Below are 14,738 nucleotides of genomic sequence, written 5' to 3' on the forward strand. Positions count from 1 at the left end.
CTCAATCCGTTCGCGAAGGCTTGCAAAATCTCGAGTTACTCAGCAAGTGTCGCCGCTTTTCGGTACTGGCTGGGCGTCATGCCAGTGAGGCGAGAGAACTCGCGATTAAAGTTGGACTTGGTCTGAAAGCCACAGTTCATAAATATTTGTGTGATCGGAGCATCGCTGCTGTGCAGCGCCTGCTTGGCGTGTTCGATTCGGTATTCGTTAATGACACGAGAGATGTTTTTCTGCTTCACTTGGTTCACCGCGCTGGAGATCTGTTTGGCAGGAACACACAATTTGCGTGACAGTTTAGACAGCGTCAACTCAGGATCTAGGTAGGCGTGTTTCGTTTTCATCAGTTCATCGAGTGCGATGACAATGGTTTGCGCTTGCTGTGCGGTGAGATTGGATGCGTTATTCAGCGGCGCTTCGAGTTTGGTTTCTTTGTCCGAAAGTTCATCGGCCTCATCATGGTTTGCGGTGTTCATCGCGACCAGAATCACCGCCAAAGAGAGAACAGGGAGCAACACCAAGTGCCCGATGCTCAAAATAAACGGGGCCAACGCGCCTTGGTTGTAGGTAAAGTCGAGCGACATGGCACTGTCAATCAGCGCGGAAAAGAGCAGCATCCAGCCCGCAATATTCTCGGCTCTTTTCACGCTTTCCCAACTGCTGAAGGAAACATGGATCAACAGTGTTTCTTTGGCGGAGTAACGTACCAACGCGATGCCGTAAACCAGATAAATGGCGGTGAGAATTTCATCCAGCGGCAAATACCAAAGCGACTGAATGGTCACGCTGACGAGTACCAAAAGTGGCCCAACTGAATGCTTGGCGGCAAATTGAGTCAGTGTTTGCGTGTGGCTGAGATGGGTAAAGGCGTACCAAGCAAATACCGGAATGCAGGAAGCAAATAAGGGCTGAAGCAGAGCAAAGAGCGGCAGATTGAAACTCCAACGCAGTCCAACCAGACCCGTTGTCAGAGCGCAAAGGATGAGAAACCAGCAGGCGGTTTTAGCTTGCTCGGCAAAGCGCACATATAAGGTGATCGCGAGTAACGCGAGCAGCAAAGAGACAACAAAAGGAATAGGAATGGCGAGCATGAAATGTCCTGTTTTGGCTTTGTGCAGTGTCGGTCAGTGGAGCGCTTTAGCATAATGCTTTGAATCTGAACAATATAGCCCTAAAGAACCAATACCGGTTTTGCCACGTGCTAAAACCGGATTTAGGACGCTTTCGCCCTGCCCATTGACCACTATAAGCACATCACAGATTAAAAGGAGATGAGTGATGCGGTTCTATATTTTGGCTTGGCAAAAGTACGCGGACTTTGCAGGGCGAACATCGAGAGAAGAGTTTTGGATGTTTATGTTGTTCCATCTTTTACTGACGTTGTTGTGTATTGGCTTGGATATCGCTTGGCGAAACGCGAGTGTGTTTGACCTGCTCTACAGCGCCGTGACATTACTGCCGTTACTCGCGATTACGGTGCGACGTTTACATGACATAGAGCGCTCTGGCTGGTGGTGTTTGGTTTTTCTGCTGCCAATTTTTGGCCCTTTGCTACTGCTGTATTGGTTAACGCTGGAAGGGCCTGTTGCGACAGAAAGGAGTGCAGGATGAAGTTTTATCTGACTCTGCTGTTATTGCTCGCTCCGCTAGCATGGGGCCAAGGCGAAATGGAGCACATCTTACCGCAAGGCGCGTTTGGGGTTGTCTCTGTCGGAAAAATGAACCAAGGCGAGTTGATCTGGCTGCGTGGCCGTGTTGGCGATGGGCGCTACACACATGTGGATGAACACGGACGTCATTGCACGCTCTCAGTGCCAGTCGCTGTGGGACAGGTGACCGACAGTGGGCTTGGAATTGAGGAAGCTGCTGGGCTGTCAATTATAGTCATGAGCGATAAGCTCAATCACGCTTTACTCAGTGGTGAAAGGATCCTGAGCGATCAATGGCGGTTTGTTTTTTGGCCGCGAGAAGAAGCCGCGAAATTGCCGCAGGCGGATGGCTATATTGTGCAAGGGATTGAGGCCAAAGAGAGTTTCGTGCTCAATTCCAAGCGGCGTTGGGTCTCTTGGCTGACCGGAGATTCGCGTTTGCTGCGCTGTTGGTGAGAGGTGCGATAAGGGCAGACCATTGGTGGATAGACTTTAATGATACTTTGCGTTATACAACATGCTTCCCATAATCATTTTTGCGAGGCAGTGCATGTTTGAGAGTTTTGGTGTGATTAATATTTGGACCTATATGCTGGGGCTGCTGATGATCATTTTGGCCCCCGGTCCCAACTCTATCTATGTGCTCAAATCCAGCTCGACCTTTGGCATCAAAACCGGCTACAAAGCGGCGATGGGTGTACTGGTTGGTGATGCGATTTTGATCCTGCTCTCTTATTTAGGCGTGGCGTCTTTGATCCAAACCTCACCGCTGCTATTCACCATCATTCGATACTTGGGGGCGGCTTATCTGCTCTATTTGGGCTTCAAACTGATCCAACAATATTGGCAAAAGCCTGTATTAGATGATCAAGGTGTGGCGCGTCCGCGTAAAGTGGAAAAGGTGTTTACCAAAGCGCTCACCTTGAGCCTGACTAATCCGAAAGCGATCTTGTTTTATGTCTCCTTCTTTATTCAGTTTATTGATTACACCTATGAACACACTTGGATCTCGTACCTGATCCTTGCCACGATTTTGGAGGTGTTCAGCATTGTCTATCTGAGCGTGTTGATTTTTGTCGGTACCTCGCTCACGCAACTGTTTAAGAACAATCAGACACTGAGCAAATTAGGCAACGGGTTGCTTGGGCTGCTGTTTATGGGGTTTGCAGCGCGACTTGCCAGTTTAAGTTAAGCACCTAAGGACAAAAAACAGCCAGCATCTCGCTGGCTGTTTTAGTTGCGGGACGAGTGACAGCTCAGTGACTGACCAAATGCAAACCGCTTGGCAAGGCGTCACCAAATACGCGTTTTGATTCAGATTCAGACAGATCTTTGACTTCACTGACCAGTGTAAGCCAAGAGTCGGGCACTTTACTTTGCTGGAGCTTGCTTAACACCTGCTGGCGGTAATCATCGCTGATGTCGAATTGGCGATCGCCCGTTTTGCGACAGATCATCACCGCGGCAAAAGCGATCATCGGCTCTTTCTGCCAGTTTTGCTCTAGCAGTTTTGGCAGCCATTGTTCCGCTTGCTCACGAGGGATCACGCGATGCTGGCTGGCGTACAGCGGTGTGCGCGATGCTAAGCGGCCAATTGCCCACCAGTGCGCTTGCTCAAGCTGGTTGTGGTTAAGCGCTTTGCTTAAAAACCAGCTGGTCAGCAGTACCTTATCGTCCACTTCCAACTGCTCTAGCGAGGCGGCAAGACGAACCATCGCCTCGTAGCCCATCTCTTGTGCAGTCTTGGCGGTTTGTGGACTTTTCATCGCGCCGGGATGCAGATACTTAGCGATGTCGGCCAAAATTGTCTCTTGCTGCTCTTGGTTGAGCCCGCCAGCGATGCGCCGCCAGAATACCCACCAATCGGTCCAACCTTGGTGGTTTTGAAATTGAATACCTTGCTGGTACAGGCTCCAAACCTGCTCAATACGCCAAGAATCGGTGGCATCGCCAAAGCCGGGACGCAGGGCAAAGCCTGCCAATCGTAGCCAGTTCTTCTCATGTTGCTCTGAGCGGCGGCGACGTTTGCGCCCTTGAGCAAAGGCATCAAACAGTTGCCGCAAGGTGACGAAATCCCACTCATCGCGCTTGCCAAGTTTTCTCTCCAACTCTTTGGCAAGTATTTTGATTTCGTTGCCTTCGCCACTTTTTTTATTGCCGCTATACAGGCGAGTAATCAGCTCCTTGCAATCGGTCAGACGAGGATTGAGCGCCACTTGTTCGCTCTCTTGCGCCTTTTTATTGCGCACTTCAAACTCTAATGCCCAGCGTTTGCTGTCATCTTCAACGCTGACACACTCCATTTTCAGCGTACCGACTTCGGTGAGCTGACACGCCAACTGAACTTCAACCCGCTCTTTTTGATTGGCGTGCAAATCGGCGCCATCACTTTGCAAGGTCACGATGTAGGGGGGAAGCGGAGCGAATATATCCGCATCGACGTTGACCATCACGCCATTTTGAATCGAGGTTTGGTTGGTCAAGGTGTCGTGGGTGGACGTCAGCAAGTCAAAGCGGACAGGTTCTCCGAGCGTAAGGGCAAAGCGACGCCCAGTGAGGCGGATCTCTTGCCCCTCTTCACTGCCTTTGGCCAACAAACAGAGCGCTTTGCCCATTTTGTTTTTCTCTTGCAGATGCAAGAAATAAGAGCGCGCCGCGCCGCCGCCGATTTTCAGCTGTGCGCCGCGCCGCGCTTTGGCAAACGCCACTGCGCCCAGTGCCACTGACCAATCGGGGTGCGGGTTGTCGAGCACCGTCACGGGTGAGCCGCACCACTGGGTCAACAATTCGCTCATGCGCGCCGTCACCAGTTCACTGTTGAACACGCCACCGTTCAGCAGTAGGCCAACGGGAATGGCGGGTTGGCTCGTGTCTTCTTGGCCAAGCGCAGCATAGGAGACTTGCTGATGCTGGCTGAGGAACTCCGCCACGTGCTTACTGACCGCAGGATCTGCCGCATAAGGCAGGCCAAACTCCACCACCGCACTGCGGCGTTTATCCGGCGTTTGAGCAAAATCAGACAGAGGAAAGAAGCCATCAAGGGCGATTTGGTGTACCTCTTGTTTGCTAAGCGCAACACTGCGTGTACCGCCGAGCAATTTTGAGCCGCTGCCAAGCATGGTGATCTTCATCTCTTCTGGCGCGCGTGCCGACAGCAACTGCTCTTTGGCTTTGCGTGTTTGCTGAATCAGTTTGCTCAGGCTAGCAGCGTTCAGCTTCTTGCCTTGGTTAAAGCGTTGCTCGGCTAAATGGGCCAAAGCTAAATCGAGGTTGTCGCCGCCGAGCATCAGGTGCTCACCGACGCCAATGCGATCCAAAGCCAATTCGCCTTGGTTGAACTTGGCTTCGATCAAACTGAGATCCGTGGTGCCACCGCCGACATCACACACCAAAATCAGTGGGAGATGTTTGAGCTGTTCGGCCGCATTTTGCTGGTGGCGGGCGTACCAGTCGTAACACACCGCTTGCGGCTCTTCCAAAAGGAGCACTTTGCCAAGCCCTGCCAACTGTGCGGCTTCAAGAGTGAGATTGCGCGCCGTTTCATCAAACGATGCGGGCACAGTGACCACCACTTCCTGATGTTCCAGCTTGTTGCCCGGATGACGATGGTTCCAAGCTTGGCGAATGTGATTGAGGTAACTGGCGCTGGCGATGACGGGCGATACTTTGTCTACGTCGCTCGCGCCTGCCCACGGCAAAATCTCTGAGTGACGGTCAACCGCCTGATGAGACAGCCAGCTTTTGGCACTGGACACTTGACGGCCTTCCACTTTGGCGCCGAGCTCGCGTGCCCATTCACCAACGATGACGTTAGCAATATCGCCAGCAACGGCGTGGTGATCCCACGGTAGGGTGAGATCACTTGGGGCAATTTGTCCCTCTGCGGGGTGATAGCGAAAAGAGGGTAGCAGCGGTTTGCGCACCACTTCACCGGGACCAATTAACTGATCAATATCGAAAAGAGAGACGTGGGCGTCTTGGAGATTCTCACTCAGTTCGCAAAACGCCACTACAGTATTGGTGGTGCCTAAATCGATACCGACGAGATAACGAGGAGATGTCATGACAAGTCCTTGAGTGATTTAAAAACGGCATCCATAGGGATGCCGTTGCGAGAAACGATTATTGTGCGTTTTGTTTGGCGTCTTCACGCACGTCAAACTCAACGTGCCACTTCTGACCGTTGTCAGCGGCAATGGCTTCGAGGTAGAGCGTGCCGAGCTCGGTTACTCGGGATGCGAGTGTCACTGGCACGACTTCTCCTTCACGGCGGCCCTCAGAAACGGGCAGAGTGACCTGAATTTCAGGTAGCTCCTCTAACTCATCTTGGCCCCAATGGTCGAGATGGGTGCCCGCCAGATCGTCGCGGCGCACAGTAGAACCGAAGAACTGGAAGTTAACAGGCTGGCCGATGATTAAACCAAATTGCTGGCTCGGAACATCGACGCTGGAACCTTCTTCCATACCAAACGGAGCCACACACAGCGCTTCCATGGGCGGTGCCATTCCCGGAATTGCTGGCATCGCGCTTTCAATACCAACGTAGTAACTGGAGGCGATACCGCCGCGAATGCGCACGCCTTGGCCACGACGCACTGCGCCGTAATAGGCCGCGCCGCTTGCCACCGCCAGATCAAGGTCAACCCCCGTCAACCGCTTCGCCATCTCTGCATTGGCGTCCAGCAACCATTCGTTGATGGTCTCTTCTAAACGATTGGCGAGCAGTGCTGATTTCAATACGCCGCCGTTAAATAGAATCGCGGTTGGCTTGATAAATTGCGCTGAAGGAGCGCCGTGCCCCGGCATACCGGGCATGCCGCCAACAAACGGATTGAAATCTTGTGCTGGCGCTGCATCGCCATTCATCGCATTGGCTTGTTTTGACAAGAATGCGGCGATATGGCGGGTAATTCCGGCATCTTGCGCGTAAGGCAGGCCCATTTGCGTCAATGCGCCGCGATTGCGTTGTAGCGGATGTTCAGTAATCGCCACTTTGGGGAAAAAGCCTTCCACCAGCATTTGCTGCACTTCTTGCTGGGTCAGCTCGGTTTTAAGCGTCGCGCCGAGCAATTTTGAACCACGGCTTGGCACCACAATCGGCACGGCTTGCAACTCGGCATCGTTGAGCAGCGCTTCTTTGGCATCACGGCAAGCGTGCGTCATGGCCTGAATTTGCCAAGGTTGCAGCTCTTTGCCTTCTTGCGCCAATTTCATTTTTAAGCTGTAGGCGAGGGCGAGATCCATGTTGTCACCGCCAAGCAGAATATGCTCACCCACGGCGATACGTTTGAGCGTCAGGTTACCTTGCTCTTCGGTCACTTCCACCAGAGAAAGGTCGGTGGTGCCGCCACCGATATCGACCACCAGCACCACGTCACCGACGCTCACTTCATCGCGCCACTTTTCGTTGCTGTTGTCGATCCAGTTATACAGTGCGGCTTGTGGCTCTTCGAGCAGAGTCAGATGCACAAAGCCGACATTGCGTGCCGCTTCCGCGGTGAGATCGCGCGCAGCAGGGTCAAACGAAGCCGGAACGGTGATGGTCACCTCTTGCTCGGCCAGCGGATGCTGCGGATAAGCGTGATCCCACGCTTGTTTCAGGTGCTCAAGATAAAGCTCGGTGGCGCGCAGGGGCGAAACTTTCTCCACCTCTTCCGGGCTACCCGCAGGCAAAAAGGCATCGCGGCGGTTCACGCCGCCATGGCATAGCCAAGATTTTGCGCTGGCGACTAAACGAATGGGCGTTTTGCTGCCAAGATTACGAGCAATCGCACCAACCAGCGCTTTGGGTTCTGTGGTCCAAGGGAGCACGCGTGACGCAGGATTCATCTCATGCTCGTGCGGCTGGTAGAGAAACGAGCCCAGTTGGCTGCGCGCTTCCACCGTTCCCGGCGCGGTCAACTGAGGGATCGCCATCACTTGCACACGAGCGTGCTCGTCTTGCGTATCGAGGAAAGAGAGCACGCAGTGGGTGGTGCCAAGGTCAATACCGATACTGAATTTGGCGGCTTGCTCAGCCGCTGGTGTATTGTGCATTTCCATTACAGCTCAACCTCAGCGGGCGCGATGATGGTCGCGTCGTAGTTTTCCGCGAGTTTCGGTAAGTTGATTGCGCTGGCTTTCCAACCTTTGTGAACCAGTATGCCGTTAAACGGCGCCTTGCCCGTCACGTTACCCACCAAACGAATCGCCTGAGGGTTAAAGCCTTCGGCCACCGTGATGCGCATCTCTTCTTCTTCGCTGCGAATGTGCTCTAGCGTGACGTATTCTTTGAGTACTTTCTGCCCGCCAGTATGGATAACACGGGCGGCAGCGCCCACTTCTTCATCGGAGAATGCGCTGAGATCTTCTTTTAAGAAATCAATCAAGCGCGCTTCTTGCTGCATAATCGAGAGCAGTTGCATCGCCGAATCGGTTGAGGCAGTGGCGAGCTTGGATTGCACTTCCACCACTTTCTCAATCACTTTTTCAACTTCGATGACTTTTTCGACTTCGACAATTTTCTCTACTGGCTTTTCCACTTCAACGATCTTTTCAACCGGTTTCTCAACCACTTTTTCGATCACTTTGCTTTTGCGCGAAACGGCAACCAAGAGAAGTAAAACACTCGACGCCGCAAGGCCTGCATGCAGCATATCGAATGTTTGAGGAATCAGGTTTAAATCAATGTTCATGCTATTTTTTCTCTAATCGATTGATTTAAAGGTGCGTGGATTGGCTCATTTGCCGCAAATTCAAGGGCGATTTTGCGACGTGCACCTAGTGTAGACATAAAAATGGTGGCTGATAGTAGCATATTCAAGTGAGGAGATTGTATTAAAACCGCTTGCAACCCCTGAATTTACGGCGGTTTTGCTGAAAATATCGTCAAATAACGGCCTGTTTTTGGCGATGGATTTTCGCCAACGCGCACGAGGGACCAAGAATCTTGGTCAGTTGGGGTGAAAATAAGCAAACAACCGCACTTAGGTCGAGTTTCTGCTTTCTCTGGGGTACAATTTCGCCCTTTAACAATCAACCGCGAGAAAAAGGCAATCTATGAACCATAACCGAATTGTTTGCTTTGATTTGGAAATGTGCTGCTGGAACGAGGATGGCGTCGGGCGCACAGGTGAAATCATTGAAATTGGTTTGGCGGAAATTGATTTGCTCCGAGGGGAGATTGTGAAACGCGCGCAGTATTACGTTAAACCGGAACACGACGAAGTGTCGCTGTTTTGTGCAGAGTTAACGGGCATTACACCGCGTAAGATTGAAAAGCAGGGTAGGCCTTTGGCTGAAGTGATTAAGTCGATGATCAAAAACTTTGGCGGCAGCAATAAAATTTACACCTCGTGGGGCCGAGACGACCAGATCCTGTTTAACGAGTGCCACGCGAAAGGGATTGAGCCCCCGTTTAGTGAGTTTATCAATTTGGCTACCTTATACCGCATTCAAAATCGCCTCAAAGATAAGCGCATTGGTCATCGTCAGGCGCAAGAAGCGAAAGGCATCGATTGGGAAGGGCGGCAGCATTCGGGCTATGTGGATGCCTACAACCTAGCCAAACTCGCTTTAACCATGTTTTAGGCTCAGATGAAAAACGAGCGTCATTAAATCTTCATCTCGCTTTTCATTTTTGTTCATCTTGCGCCACTACACTTTCTGCAAATCATAACAACCCAGTTGGCAAATAAAGATGTTACTTTCCGTGCTTTGGAGTGTGGTATTTGTGTTCGGCAGTGGTGCAGTCTACCGTTGGCATCAAAAACCCGTCCTGTAATCTTTGAATAAGGTAAAAACGCGCCGAGTGCGCGTTTTTTTATTGCTTTTTGATTGGCGAATTCGCTTTACGACTTATCGATCACTTGCAGTTTGGCGCGGATAAACTCGCGGTGATCCACATAGAGTAGCTCAGCGGTTTTACGAATCACGGCATCTTCCATTGGGTCAATCTCACCATCGGCGTGCGCCACCTCCCACATGCCTTTGATTAGCGCAAAACGCGTCTCTTGCGAAAGCTCTCTCAACTGTGATGTGAACTCATACAACGAGGCGGCTTGAGCAACACCACTTTGCGCCTGAGTGAGCAAACTTTCCACTTCGTCATCGCTTAAATTGAGCAGGCGCTTGAGCAAATGGCGTTTGACCGCTTGCTCGCGCTCATCGATTTGATGATCGGCGCCTGCAACTTCACACAATAAGCTGGCAATTGCCAGATTGGGGTTGTTGGCGGCGTTTTGGCCCAAATCTGTGCCATCAAGCAACTGTTTAAAGAGAGTGGTGAGTTTGTTAAACATGTCGGTGACCTTTTCAATCGCAATACTTTTTTTAACATGATAGCGCTAATGCTGTTGCGCATCCGCTATCGATAATTTTATTCTGCCGCGTTTTCATTCTTCTGCACTGGTTGCTGGAAAATCGACACAACGGCCATCGCTAGTGAGCAAGCTGACTCGCTTTGGTTTTCCGTCCGCATCGAGGTGCAGCTCGCCAATGGCGCTGTGGTTAACTAAACGGTAAAAGCGTTGGTTGTCTGGGCTACGCTTTTTGATTTTCAAGCGCTTACGTTTGGTGAACCAGTTGAGCGGCGAACGGGGGCTATAAAGCAGCCTATCCATCGCATCACAATAGCGCAGCAGTCGCACAGGAAAATGATTTTTTAATCCGCTGCAAGTGATCTGATAGATGTTGGGGCTGGATTTACGAAAGCGCAACTTGATGTCATAGACAAACGAGTAGTGCACATCTCCCGAGAGAATGACAAAGTTGGTTGGCGTTTTGGTGTGGGTAAAAATGCTGATGAGCGTATTGGCGCTGCCCGGATGCGCCATCCAGTTTTCGGCGTCGATCAGTAAAGGTTGGCCGAGTTGCGTCATGATGCGTTGCAACATTTCGATAAATTTGACCCCAAACATCGGCGCGGCAGAAACGATGATCACTTTTTCTTGATGCATCAGCTCCTGTTGCAGTTCGACCAGCGCTTCCCAGTCCATCAAACCAGACGGCTTGTTCATGCGTGATTCCGAGCGCCAGCGTCGGGTTCGGGTATCCAGCACCACCACTTTGGGTTCGGTGGGAATGGTGTAGTGCCAATCCTCAAAGCGATACAGCAGTTGAATAAACGCGTCTTGATGCTCCGTGGTCGGGGAGTGAAAATAGCGCTGCGCCGCGATGAAAAAGCGCTCGTCAAATTTTTCCGGCGCATTGCCCCAGCCTTGGCAGAGCCAGTAGGAGAGCAAGCCGTTGCCAATCACGCGGCGAGAAAATGGATGCTGATAGGCGGCCATCTCCCAGCCAATGGTCAGGTTCCAGTCGTCGGTCACGTCGTGATCATCAAAAATCATGTAAGTCGGCAAGTGAGCGAGCAGGCGTTGCACACTCGGCAAACCGGCAACAAAATCGTCAATCTGCTTGATTTCTTTGTGCCACAACTGTTGCCATTTCTCGCTCAGTGTCTGCCCAGCCCACTCAAACGCTTGCTCTTTCAGGCGTTCTCGGTTAACCAGTTGCCACGCCTGCGGCGACCACACCAACAGGTACATGGCAAAAAACTCGGCAAAGCTGATGAGATGATTTTCGCTTTCAGTGGAACTGAACACCGGTTGGCGGCGAAAACGCGTTAGACGGGCAAACAACGTTGAGTTATCCCGATAGTCGGGCAGAATTTGGTCGCGGCCATAAAAGCAGTGCGGATCTTGATAGAGCGCCATGCTGTCTTGAAAAGGCGCGTCGACAAACGTTTCGTTGGCTAAACCGAGCCGCTCAATGAGCTGCGTGATGGCGTCTAACGTCGGTCCGGCAACATGATCGGCGTATATCTGATCGCCACTTAGCAGCAGGAGATCAGGGCGCTCTGCTGGCGAAAGCGAGGCGACTTTTTTATCCGCCGCAACCAATGCATCAGCACTACGATGGTGCGGGTTACGACAGGAGCCATGCAGGATGTAATTGGCTGTTGTTCGAACAGAAAATGCAATCCCTTTTGTTTCATCTCCCTCGTAGCAAAGGTGTGGGATAAGCTCAGTGATGGCTCCCGCTTGGGTGTCAATTTGGTAAAACAGCGCGCAATTGGTTGGGTATTCGCCAGCAAAATGCCACAGCGCCACAAAAGCATGCTCACCCACTTGTTGTTGCTGAGAAAGGCTCAGCGGAGCTTGATAGAGCAATTTTTCGCCGCTCTCATCGAAGACCTGAAAAGTGCCCTCAACGGGTTTGCTGCTCACCAGCCAAAGGTTGATTTCGCTTGCGGTCGTTTTTCTGAGTATCGGGCCTGCCAGAATCAGCGGCAGAGGAGAGCGCGGCGGGTTTGTCTGGGTCAATCCTTACTCCTGTGGTTTTATTTAGTCGTCGTTACTTTCATCTTCAAGCACTTCGATCACTTCGGAGCTGGAAAGTTCGTGTCCCATGAGAAAAATCGCCAACATCGCATCGGCTTTGGTTTTGGTGTCGCTGGCTTCCGCTAAAATCTGTTCAAAACGATGGCGGATCATACTGATTTCATGCTCAACAAAGCCGCGTCCTTCCTCTTCACCTTGCAGATCATCGGGCGCGTTATCAAATTCAAGAAACAGCAAATCGCCGTCTAAGCGAGTATTCACCAGCCTTTCGGGTAGCCACTCCTCACCCATCACAAGGTCAGGATCGTAATCATCAGGTAATGAGACGAGGATGTTTTTCAGTTCGGAAGCTTTCACATTCAATTCAAATCAAAGGCAATATCTATTATTGTAACGGCTAAATATCGATGAGCCTAAACCGTTTTCATGGTTTTGTTAATTATTTACGCTTGACGCACTGTCATTGATGGAATGTTTATATAAATGAAGCAAAAGTTATTCATTTTGGGTCTTGGTGCAGTTTTTTTTCTGCCTAGTCAGACGGTTAAAGCTCAGCAACCGGATTGGGGGATCGCGGCGATGTATCGAGTCGCCTCGATTCCATTTGATACTAGCGGCGGCGATCAATCTGTGAGTACGTTTGTCCCGATGATGTTTTACAACGATGACAACCTGTTTATTCGTGGTACCGAAGGGGGTTTTTACCTGTTCGAATCGGACAATGAGAAATGGCAACTTAATGCGTTGACTCGGTTGCGTTTTATCGATATTCCCAAAGTGGCACAAAACTCGATTGAAGGCGACAAAGCCGACTTTGGCATGCAATTGGCGTATCATTGGGACGAAAACTGGCGTTTGGAAGCGGAAATTATGGGCGACAACGAGTACCGTTTTCACTCCAATTATCGTCTTGCGGCCAAATATGGCTGGGGCGATTGGGAAGTGGAGCCGTCGTTCACGCTCAGGTACAAAGAAGCCGATTTTAACAGTACCTACTTTGCGTTCTCCGATATCACGCAGGAGCGAATTGGTGCAGGAATTGACGCGAACTTGGGTTTGAAAGCGCGCTATCACGTGGCGTCGAATCTCTATCTGCTCGGGCAAGCCAGTGTGACTCGTTTAGACAGTAATGCCTACCGTAGCTACGCCGTGGAAGATCGCTATCAGGGCGAGTTTTTTGTCGGGTTTGGATTTTTCAACGATAAGAACAAAGAACGCAAGTCATCTTTGAGCAACAAGGCTTACTTACGTGTGGCACACGGCTGGGCAACGCCGTCCAATATTGGCGAAATCTTTAAATTTGAACAAGAAAAAGACCCGAACAACAACCAAATGAGCTCATTTTTTTATGGTCATCCTTTAACCGATGAGCTGTTTGGTCTGCCTTTGGATATCTACCTGCACTCGGGAATCGCCCATCATTGGGCATCGCAAGTGCAGAGATCGAGTACAGAAACGGTTGTGTCCATTAAAGCCTATTACACCTTCAATTGGCCGACCCCGTGGCGTTTTGGTTTTGCTGAAGGGATGTCGTACATCGACAATATTACCTATATCGAACAGACCGAAATGGATGAAAAAGGCTACACGCCAAGCCATTTGCTCAACTATCTCGACTTTTCGTTTGACGTGAATGCCGGGGAGTTGTTTGGTCAATCAGAATGGAAGAATGTCTGGTTTGGCTACTCGCTTCACCATCGCTCGGCGATATTTGAAAATGCCTCGCAATTTGGCCGGATTAAAGGCGGCAGCAACTACAACACCGTGTATGTGCAGTTTGATTTTTAAACGACTCGTTTTGAGAAAACACCCAAGGGCGTTTGCCCTTGAGTGTTAATTTTTAAGAAACTAAATAGAGCGGCTTGGAATTGGCCTCACTAAACGCACGTAGAATTCAAGCCAGCTTCCTTGGCTTTGTATTGTGGATTGCTCGTATGTATAAAAAACTTCAAAGTGGTTATCTGTGCCAGTCCCTAAATTCGGTACATTTTTAAAAGAGACACTGTATCCTGCCTGCGTTGCGAAACTTTGGTTCAGGACTTCATAGTAAGATTCATAGTGAGCACGAAGTTTTTCTAGCCCTATGCTTTCATCGCCAAAATCATACGCGTTACTGAACTTGTTTCTACTTGCCCTTACGGCTACCCATTCCGGCGAGTTTTCTTCCAGCCAAGGTACGAGTACGTTATGGACGAGATTCGATGTTTCTCTAGACCATTGGCCGTTAGATAGTTTGCGGCTATTCTCCAGCCACTCTTCTACTTTTTTATCCAAAACAGCATCGCTCCTGCGTTTGTGGTCAAGTGCCAGTAGATTTGCTTGATGCTGCTGATAGAAGATATCGAACTTCTCTTTGTACGGCGCTACGGTTTGATATAGCTGTTCTAGCGATTCGATCGGCTGGGTCAATTTAAAAAACTCAGTGTATGTCCCGTAACGGCAACCTTGATCAGTGATAGTGAGAAGTTCTTGGGTATAAGGTAGTCGCCAAGAAGTCTCAGGCTGTTTGTCTCCGTTAAACACGGTGATGATCTTATCAAGTTCTTCTCTTTTCCTCTGTGTTGCAGCGCCTAGGCACTGCTCACCTTGTTGTCCTAGTGGGCACATCATCCATTGAAGTTGAGTTCTGTTGTCGTTGACAACCCACAAACTTGTTCCTTGGTATTCGATGGTTTCCTTGCTAAAACGTCCTTCTTCTGGAAGACATTGTGCCAAAGTGGGGGCCGCAATAAGCATGATTGCCGGCATTAAAAAAGTGCTTTTCATGTGTTTT

Annotated in this window: 13 protein-coding genes; 5 read left to right on the top strand and 8 right to left on the bottom strand. The window is 50.5% G+C overall.

The window, feature by feature from the left end:
* Positions 1 to 35 precede the first annotated feature (35 nt).
* Positions 36 to 1,088, bottom strand: coding sequence for an AraC family transcriptional regulator (locus tag UF06_RS17045; RefSeq protein ID WP_045571502.1), 1,053 nt, complete (start codon positions 1,086 to 1,088; stop codon positions 36 to 38).
* Positions 1,089 to 1,275: 187 nt separating this feature from the next.
* Here UF06_RS17045 and UF06_RS17050 point away from each other — a divergent pair, with 187 nt between their 5' ends.
* The 3 genes from UF06_RS17050 to leuE all read left to right on the top strand — a co-directional run bounded on the left by UF06_RS17050 (position 1,276) and on the right by leuE (position 2,838).
* Positions 1,276 to 1,608: a DUF805 domain-containing protein gene (locus UF06_RS17050; protein ID WP_045571503.1), complete on the top strand. Its 333-nt coding sequence runs from the start codon at positions 1,276 to 1,278 to the stop codon at positions 1,606 to 1,608.
* Positions 1,605 to 2,102 (top strand): hypothetical protein, encoded by a 498-nt coding sequence (locus UF06_RS17055; RefSeq protein WP_045571504.1) that lies wholly within the window; start codon positions 1,605 to 1,607, stop codon positions 2,100 to 2,102. Before UF06_RS17050 ends, UF06_RS17055 begins: the two co-directional genes overlap by 4 nt.
* 94 nt (positions 2,103 to 2,196) lie before the next feature.
* Positions 2,197 to 2,838, top strand: a complete 642-nt coding sequence (gene leuE, locus UF06_RS17060; RefSeq protein WP_039444137.1) for a leucine efflux protein LeuE — start codon at positions 2,197 to 2,199, stop codon at positions 2,836 to 2,838.
* Between the two features lie 64 nt (positions 2,839 to 2,902).
* Here leuE and UF06_RS17065 read toward each other — a convergent pair whose 3' ends face one another.
* From UF06_RS17065 to UF06_RS17075, 3 genes are read right to left on the bottom strand one after another with little or no spacing between them, the layout of a single operon-like run.
* Entirely contained in the window at positions 2,903 to 5,710 is a 2,808-nt protein-coding gene (locus tag UF06_RS17065) for an Hsp70 family protein (RefSeq protein ID WP_045571505.1), read from the bottom strand.
* Positions 5,711 to 5,768: 58 nt separating this feature from the next.
* Positions 5,769 to 7,688 (bottom strand): Hsp70 family protein, encoded by a 1,920-nt coding sequence (locus tag UF06_RS17070; protein ID WP_045571506.1) that lies wholly within the window; start codon positions 7,686 to 7,688, stop codon positions 5,769 to 5,771.
* Positions 7,688 to 8,320 carry a DUF2760 domain-containing protein gene (locus UF06_RS17075; RefSeq protein ID WP_045571507.1) on the bottom strand — a complete coding sequence of 211 codons (633 nt, stop codon included), beginning with the start codon at positions 8,318 to 8,320 and terminating at the stop codon, positions 7,688 to 7,690. The genes UF06_RS17070 and UF06_RS17075 overlap by 1 nt, the downstream gene beginning before the upstream one ends.
* A 364-nt stretch (positions 8,321 to 8,684) precedes the next feature.
* On the opposite strand from UF06_RS17075, the gene UF06_RS17080 reads away from it, so the two are divergent.
* On the top strand, positions 8,685 to 9,215 hold the full coding sequence (locus UF06_RS17080) for a 3'-5' exonuclease (protein WP_045571508.1): 531 nt from the start codon (positions 8,685 to 8,687) through the stop codon (positions 9,213 to 9,215).
* Positions 9,216 to 9,475: 260 nt separating this feature from the next.
* Here UF06_RS17080 and UF06_RS17085 read toward each other — a convergent pair whose 3' ends face one another.
* The 3 genes from UF06_RS17085 to UF06_RS17095 all read right to left on the bottom strand — a co-directional run bounded on the left by UF06_RS17085 (position 9,476) and on the right by UF06_RS17095 (position 12,322).
* On the bottom strand, positions 9,476 to 9,925 hold the full coding sequence (locus UF06_RS17085; RefSeq protein WP_045571509.1) for a TerB family tellurite resistance protein: 450 nt from the start codon (positions 9,923 to 9,925) through the stop codon (positions 9,476 to 9,478).
* A gap of 93 nt (positions 9,926 to 10,018) precedes the next feature.
* On the bottom strand, positions 10,019 to 11,947 hold the full coding sequence (locus UF06_RS17090; RefSeq protein ID WP_045571510.1) for an alkaline phosphatase D family protein: 1,929 nt from the start codon (positions 11,945 to 11,947) through the stop codon (positions 10,019 to 10,021).
* A gap of 21 nt (positions 11,948 to 11,968) precedes the next feature.
* Positions 11,969 to 12,322 (bottom strand): hypothetical protein, encoded by a 354-nt coding sequence (locus UF06_RS17095; protein ID WP_045571511.1) that lies wholly within the window; start codon positions 12,320 to 12,322, stop codon positions 11,969 to 11,971.
* A 126-nt stretch (positions 12,323 to 12,448) separates the two neighbouring features.
* Between UF06_RS17095 and UF06_RS17100 the strand changes: the two genes are divergently transcribed.
* Positions 12,449 to 13,753 carry a MipA/OmpV family protein gene (locus tag UF06_RS17100; protein WP_045571512.1) on the top strand — a complete coding sequence of 435 codons (1,305 nt, stop codon included), beginning with the start codon at positions 12,449 to 12,451 and terminating at the stop codon, positions 13,751 to 13,753.
* Between the two features lie 60 nt (positions 13,754 to 13,813).
* Here UF06_RS17100 and UF06_RS17105 read toward each other — a convergent pair whose 3' ends face one another.
* Positions 13,814 to 14,731 carry a DUF1566 domain-containing protein gene (locus tag UF06_RS17105; RefSeq protein ID WP_045571513.1) on the bottom strand — a complete coding sequence of 306 codons (918 nt, stop codon included), beginning with the start codon at positions 14,729 to 14,731 and terminating at the stop codon, positions 13,814 to 13,816.
* Between the last annotated feature and the right edge of the window lie 7 nt (positions 14,732 to 14,738).

Source organism: Vibrio sp. S234-5 (assembly GCF_000960595.1).
In the GTDB taxonomy this organism is placed as follows: Bacteria; Pseudomonadota; Gammaproteobacteria; order Enterobacterales; family Vibrionaceae; genus Vibrio.

Bases quoted from the DNA above. Each gene is read 5' to 3' on its own strand.
- UF06_RS17075 (WP_045571507.1), bottom strand. From the start codon at position 8,320: ATGAACATTGATTTAAACCTGATTCCTCAAACATTCGATATGCTGCAT.
- UF06_RS17065 (WP_045571505.1), bottom strand. From the start codon at position 5,710: ATGACATCTCCTCGTTATCTCGTCGGTATCGATTTAGGCACCACCAAT.
- UF06_RS17100 (WP_045571512.1), top strand. From the start codon at position 12,449: ATGAAGCAAAAGTTATTCATTTTGGGTCTTGGTGCAGTTTTTTTTCTG.
- UF06_RS17055 (WP_045571504.1), top strand. From the start codon at position 1,605: ATGAAGTTTTATCTGACTCTGCTGTTATTGCTCGCTCCGCTAGCATGG.
- UF06_RS17050 (WP_045571503.1), top strand. From the start codon at position 1,276: ATGCGGTTCTATATTTTGGCTTGGCAAAAGTACGCGGACTTTGCAGGG.
- UF06_RS17085 (WP_045571509.1), bottom strand. From the start codon at position 9,925: ATGTTTAACAAACTCACCACTCTCTTTAAACAGTTGCTTGATGGCACA.
- UF06_RS17045 (WP_045571502.1), bottom strand. From the start codon at position 1,088: ATGCTCGCCATTCCTATTCCTTTTGTTGTCTCTTTGCTGCTCGCGTTA.
- UF06_RS17080 (WP_045571508.1), top strand. From the start codon at position 8,685: ATGAACCATAACCGAATTGTTTGCTTTGATTTGGAAATGTGCTGCTGG.
- leuE (WP_039444137.1), top strand. From the start codon at position 2,197: ATGTTTGAGAGTTTTGGTGTGATTAATATTTGGACCTATATGCTGGGG.
- UF06_RS17105 (WP_045571513.1), bottom strand. From the start codon at position 14,731: ATGAAAAGCACTTTTTTAATGCCGGCAATCATGCTTATTGCGGCCCCC.
- UF06_RS17070 (WP_045571506.1), bottom strand. From the start codon at position 7,688: ATGGAAATGCACAATACACCAGCGGCTGAGCAAGCCGCCAAATTCAGT.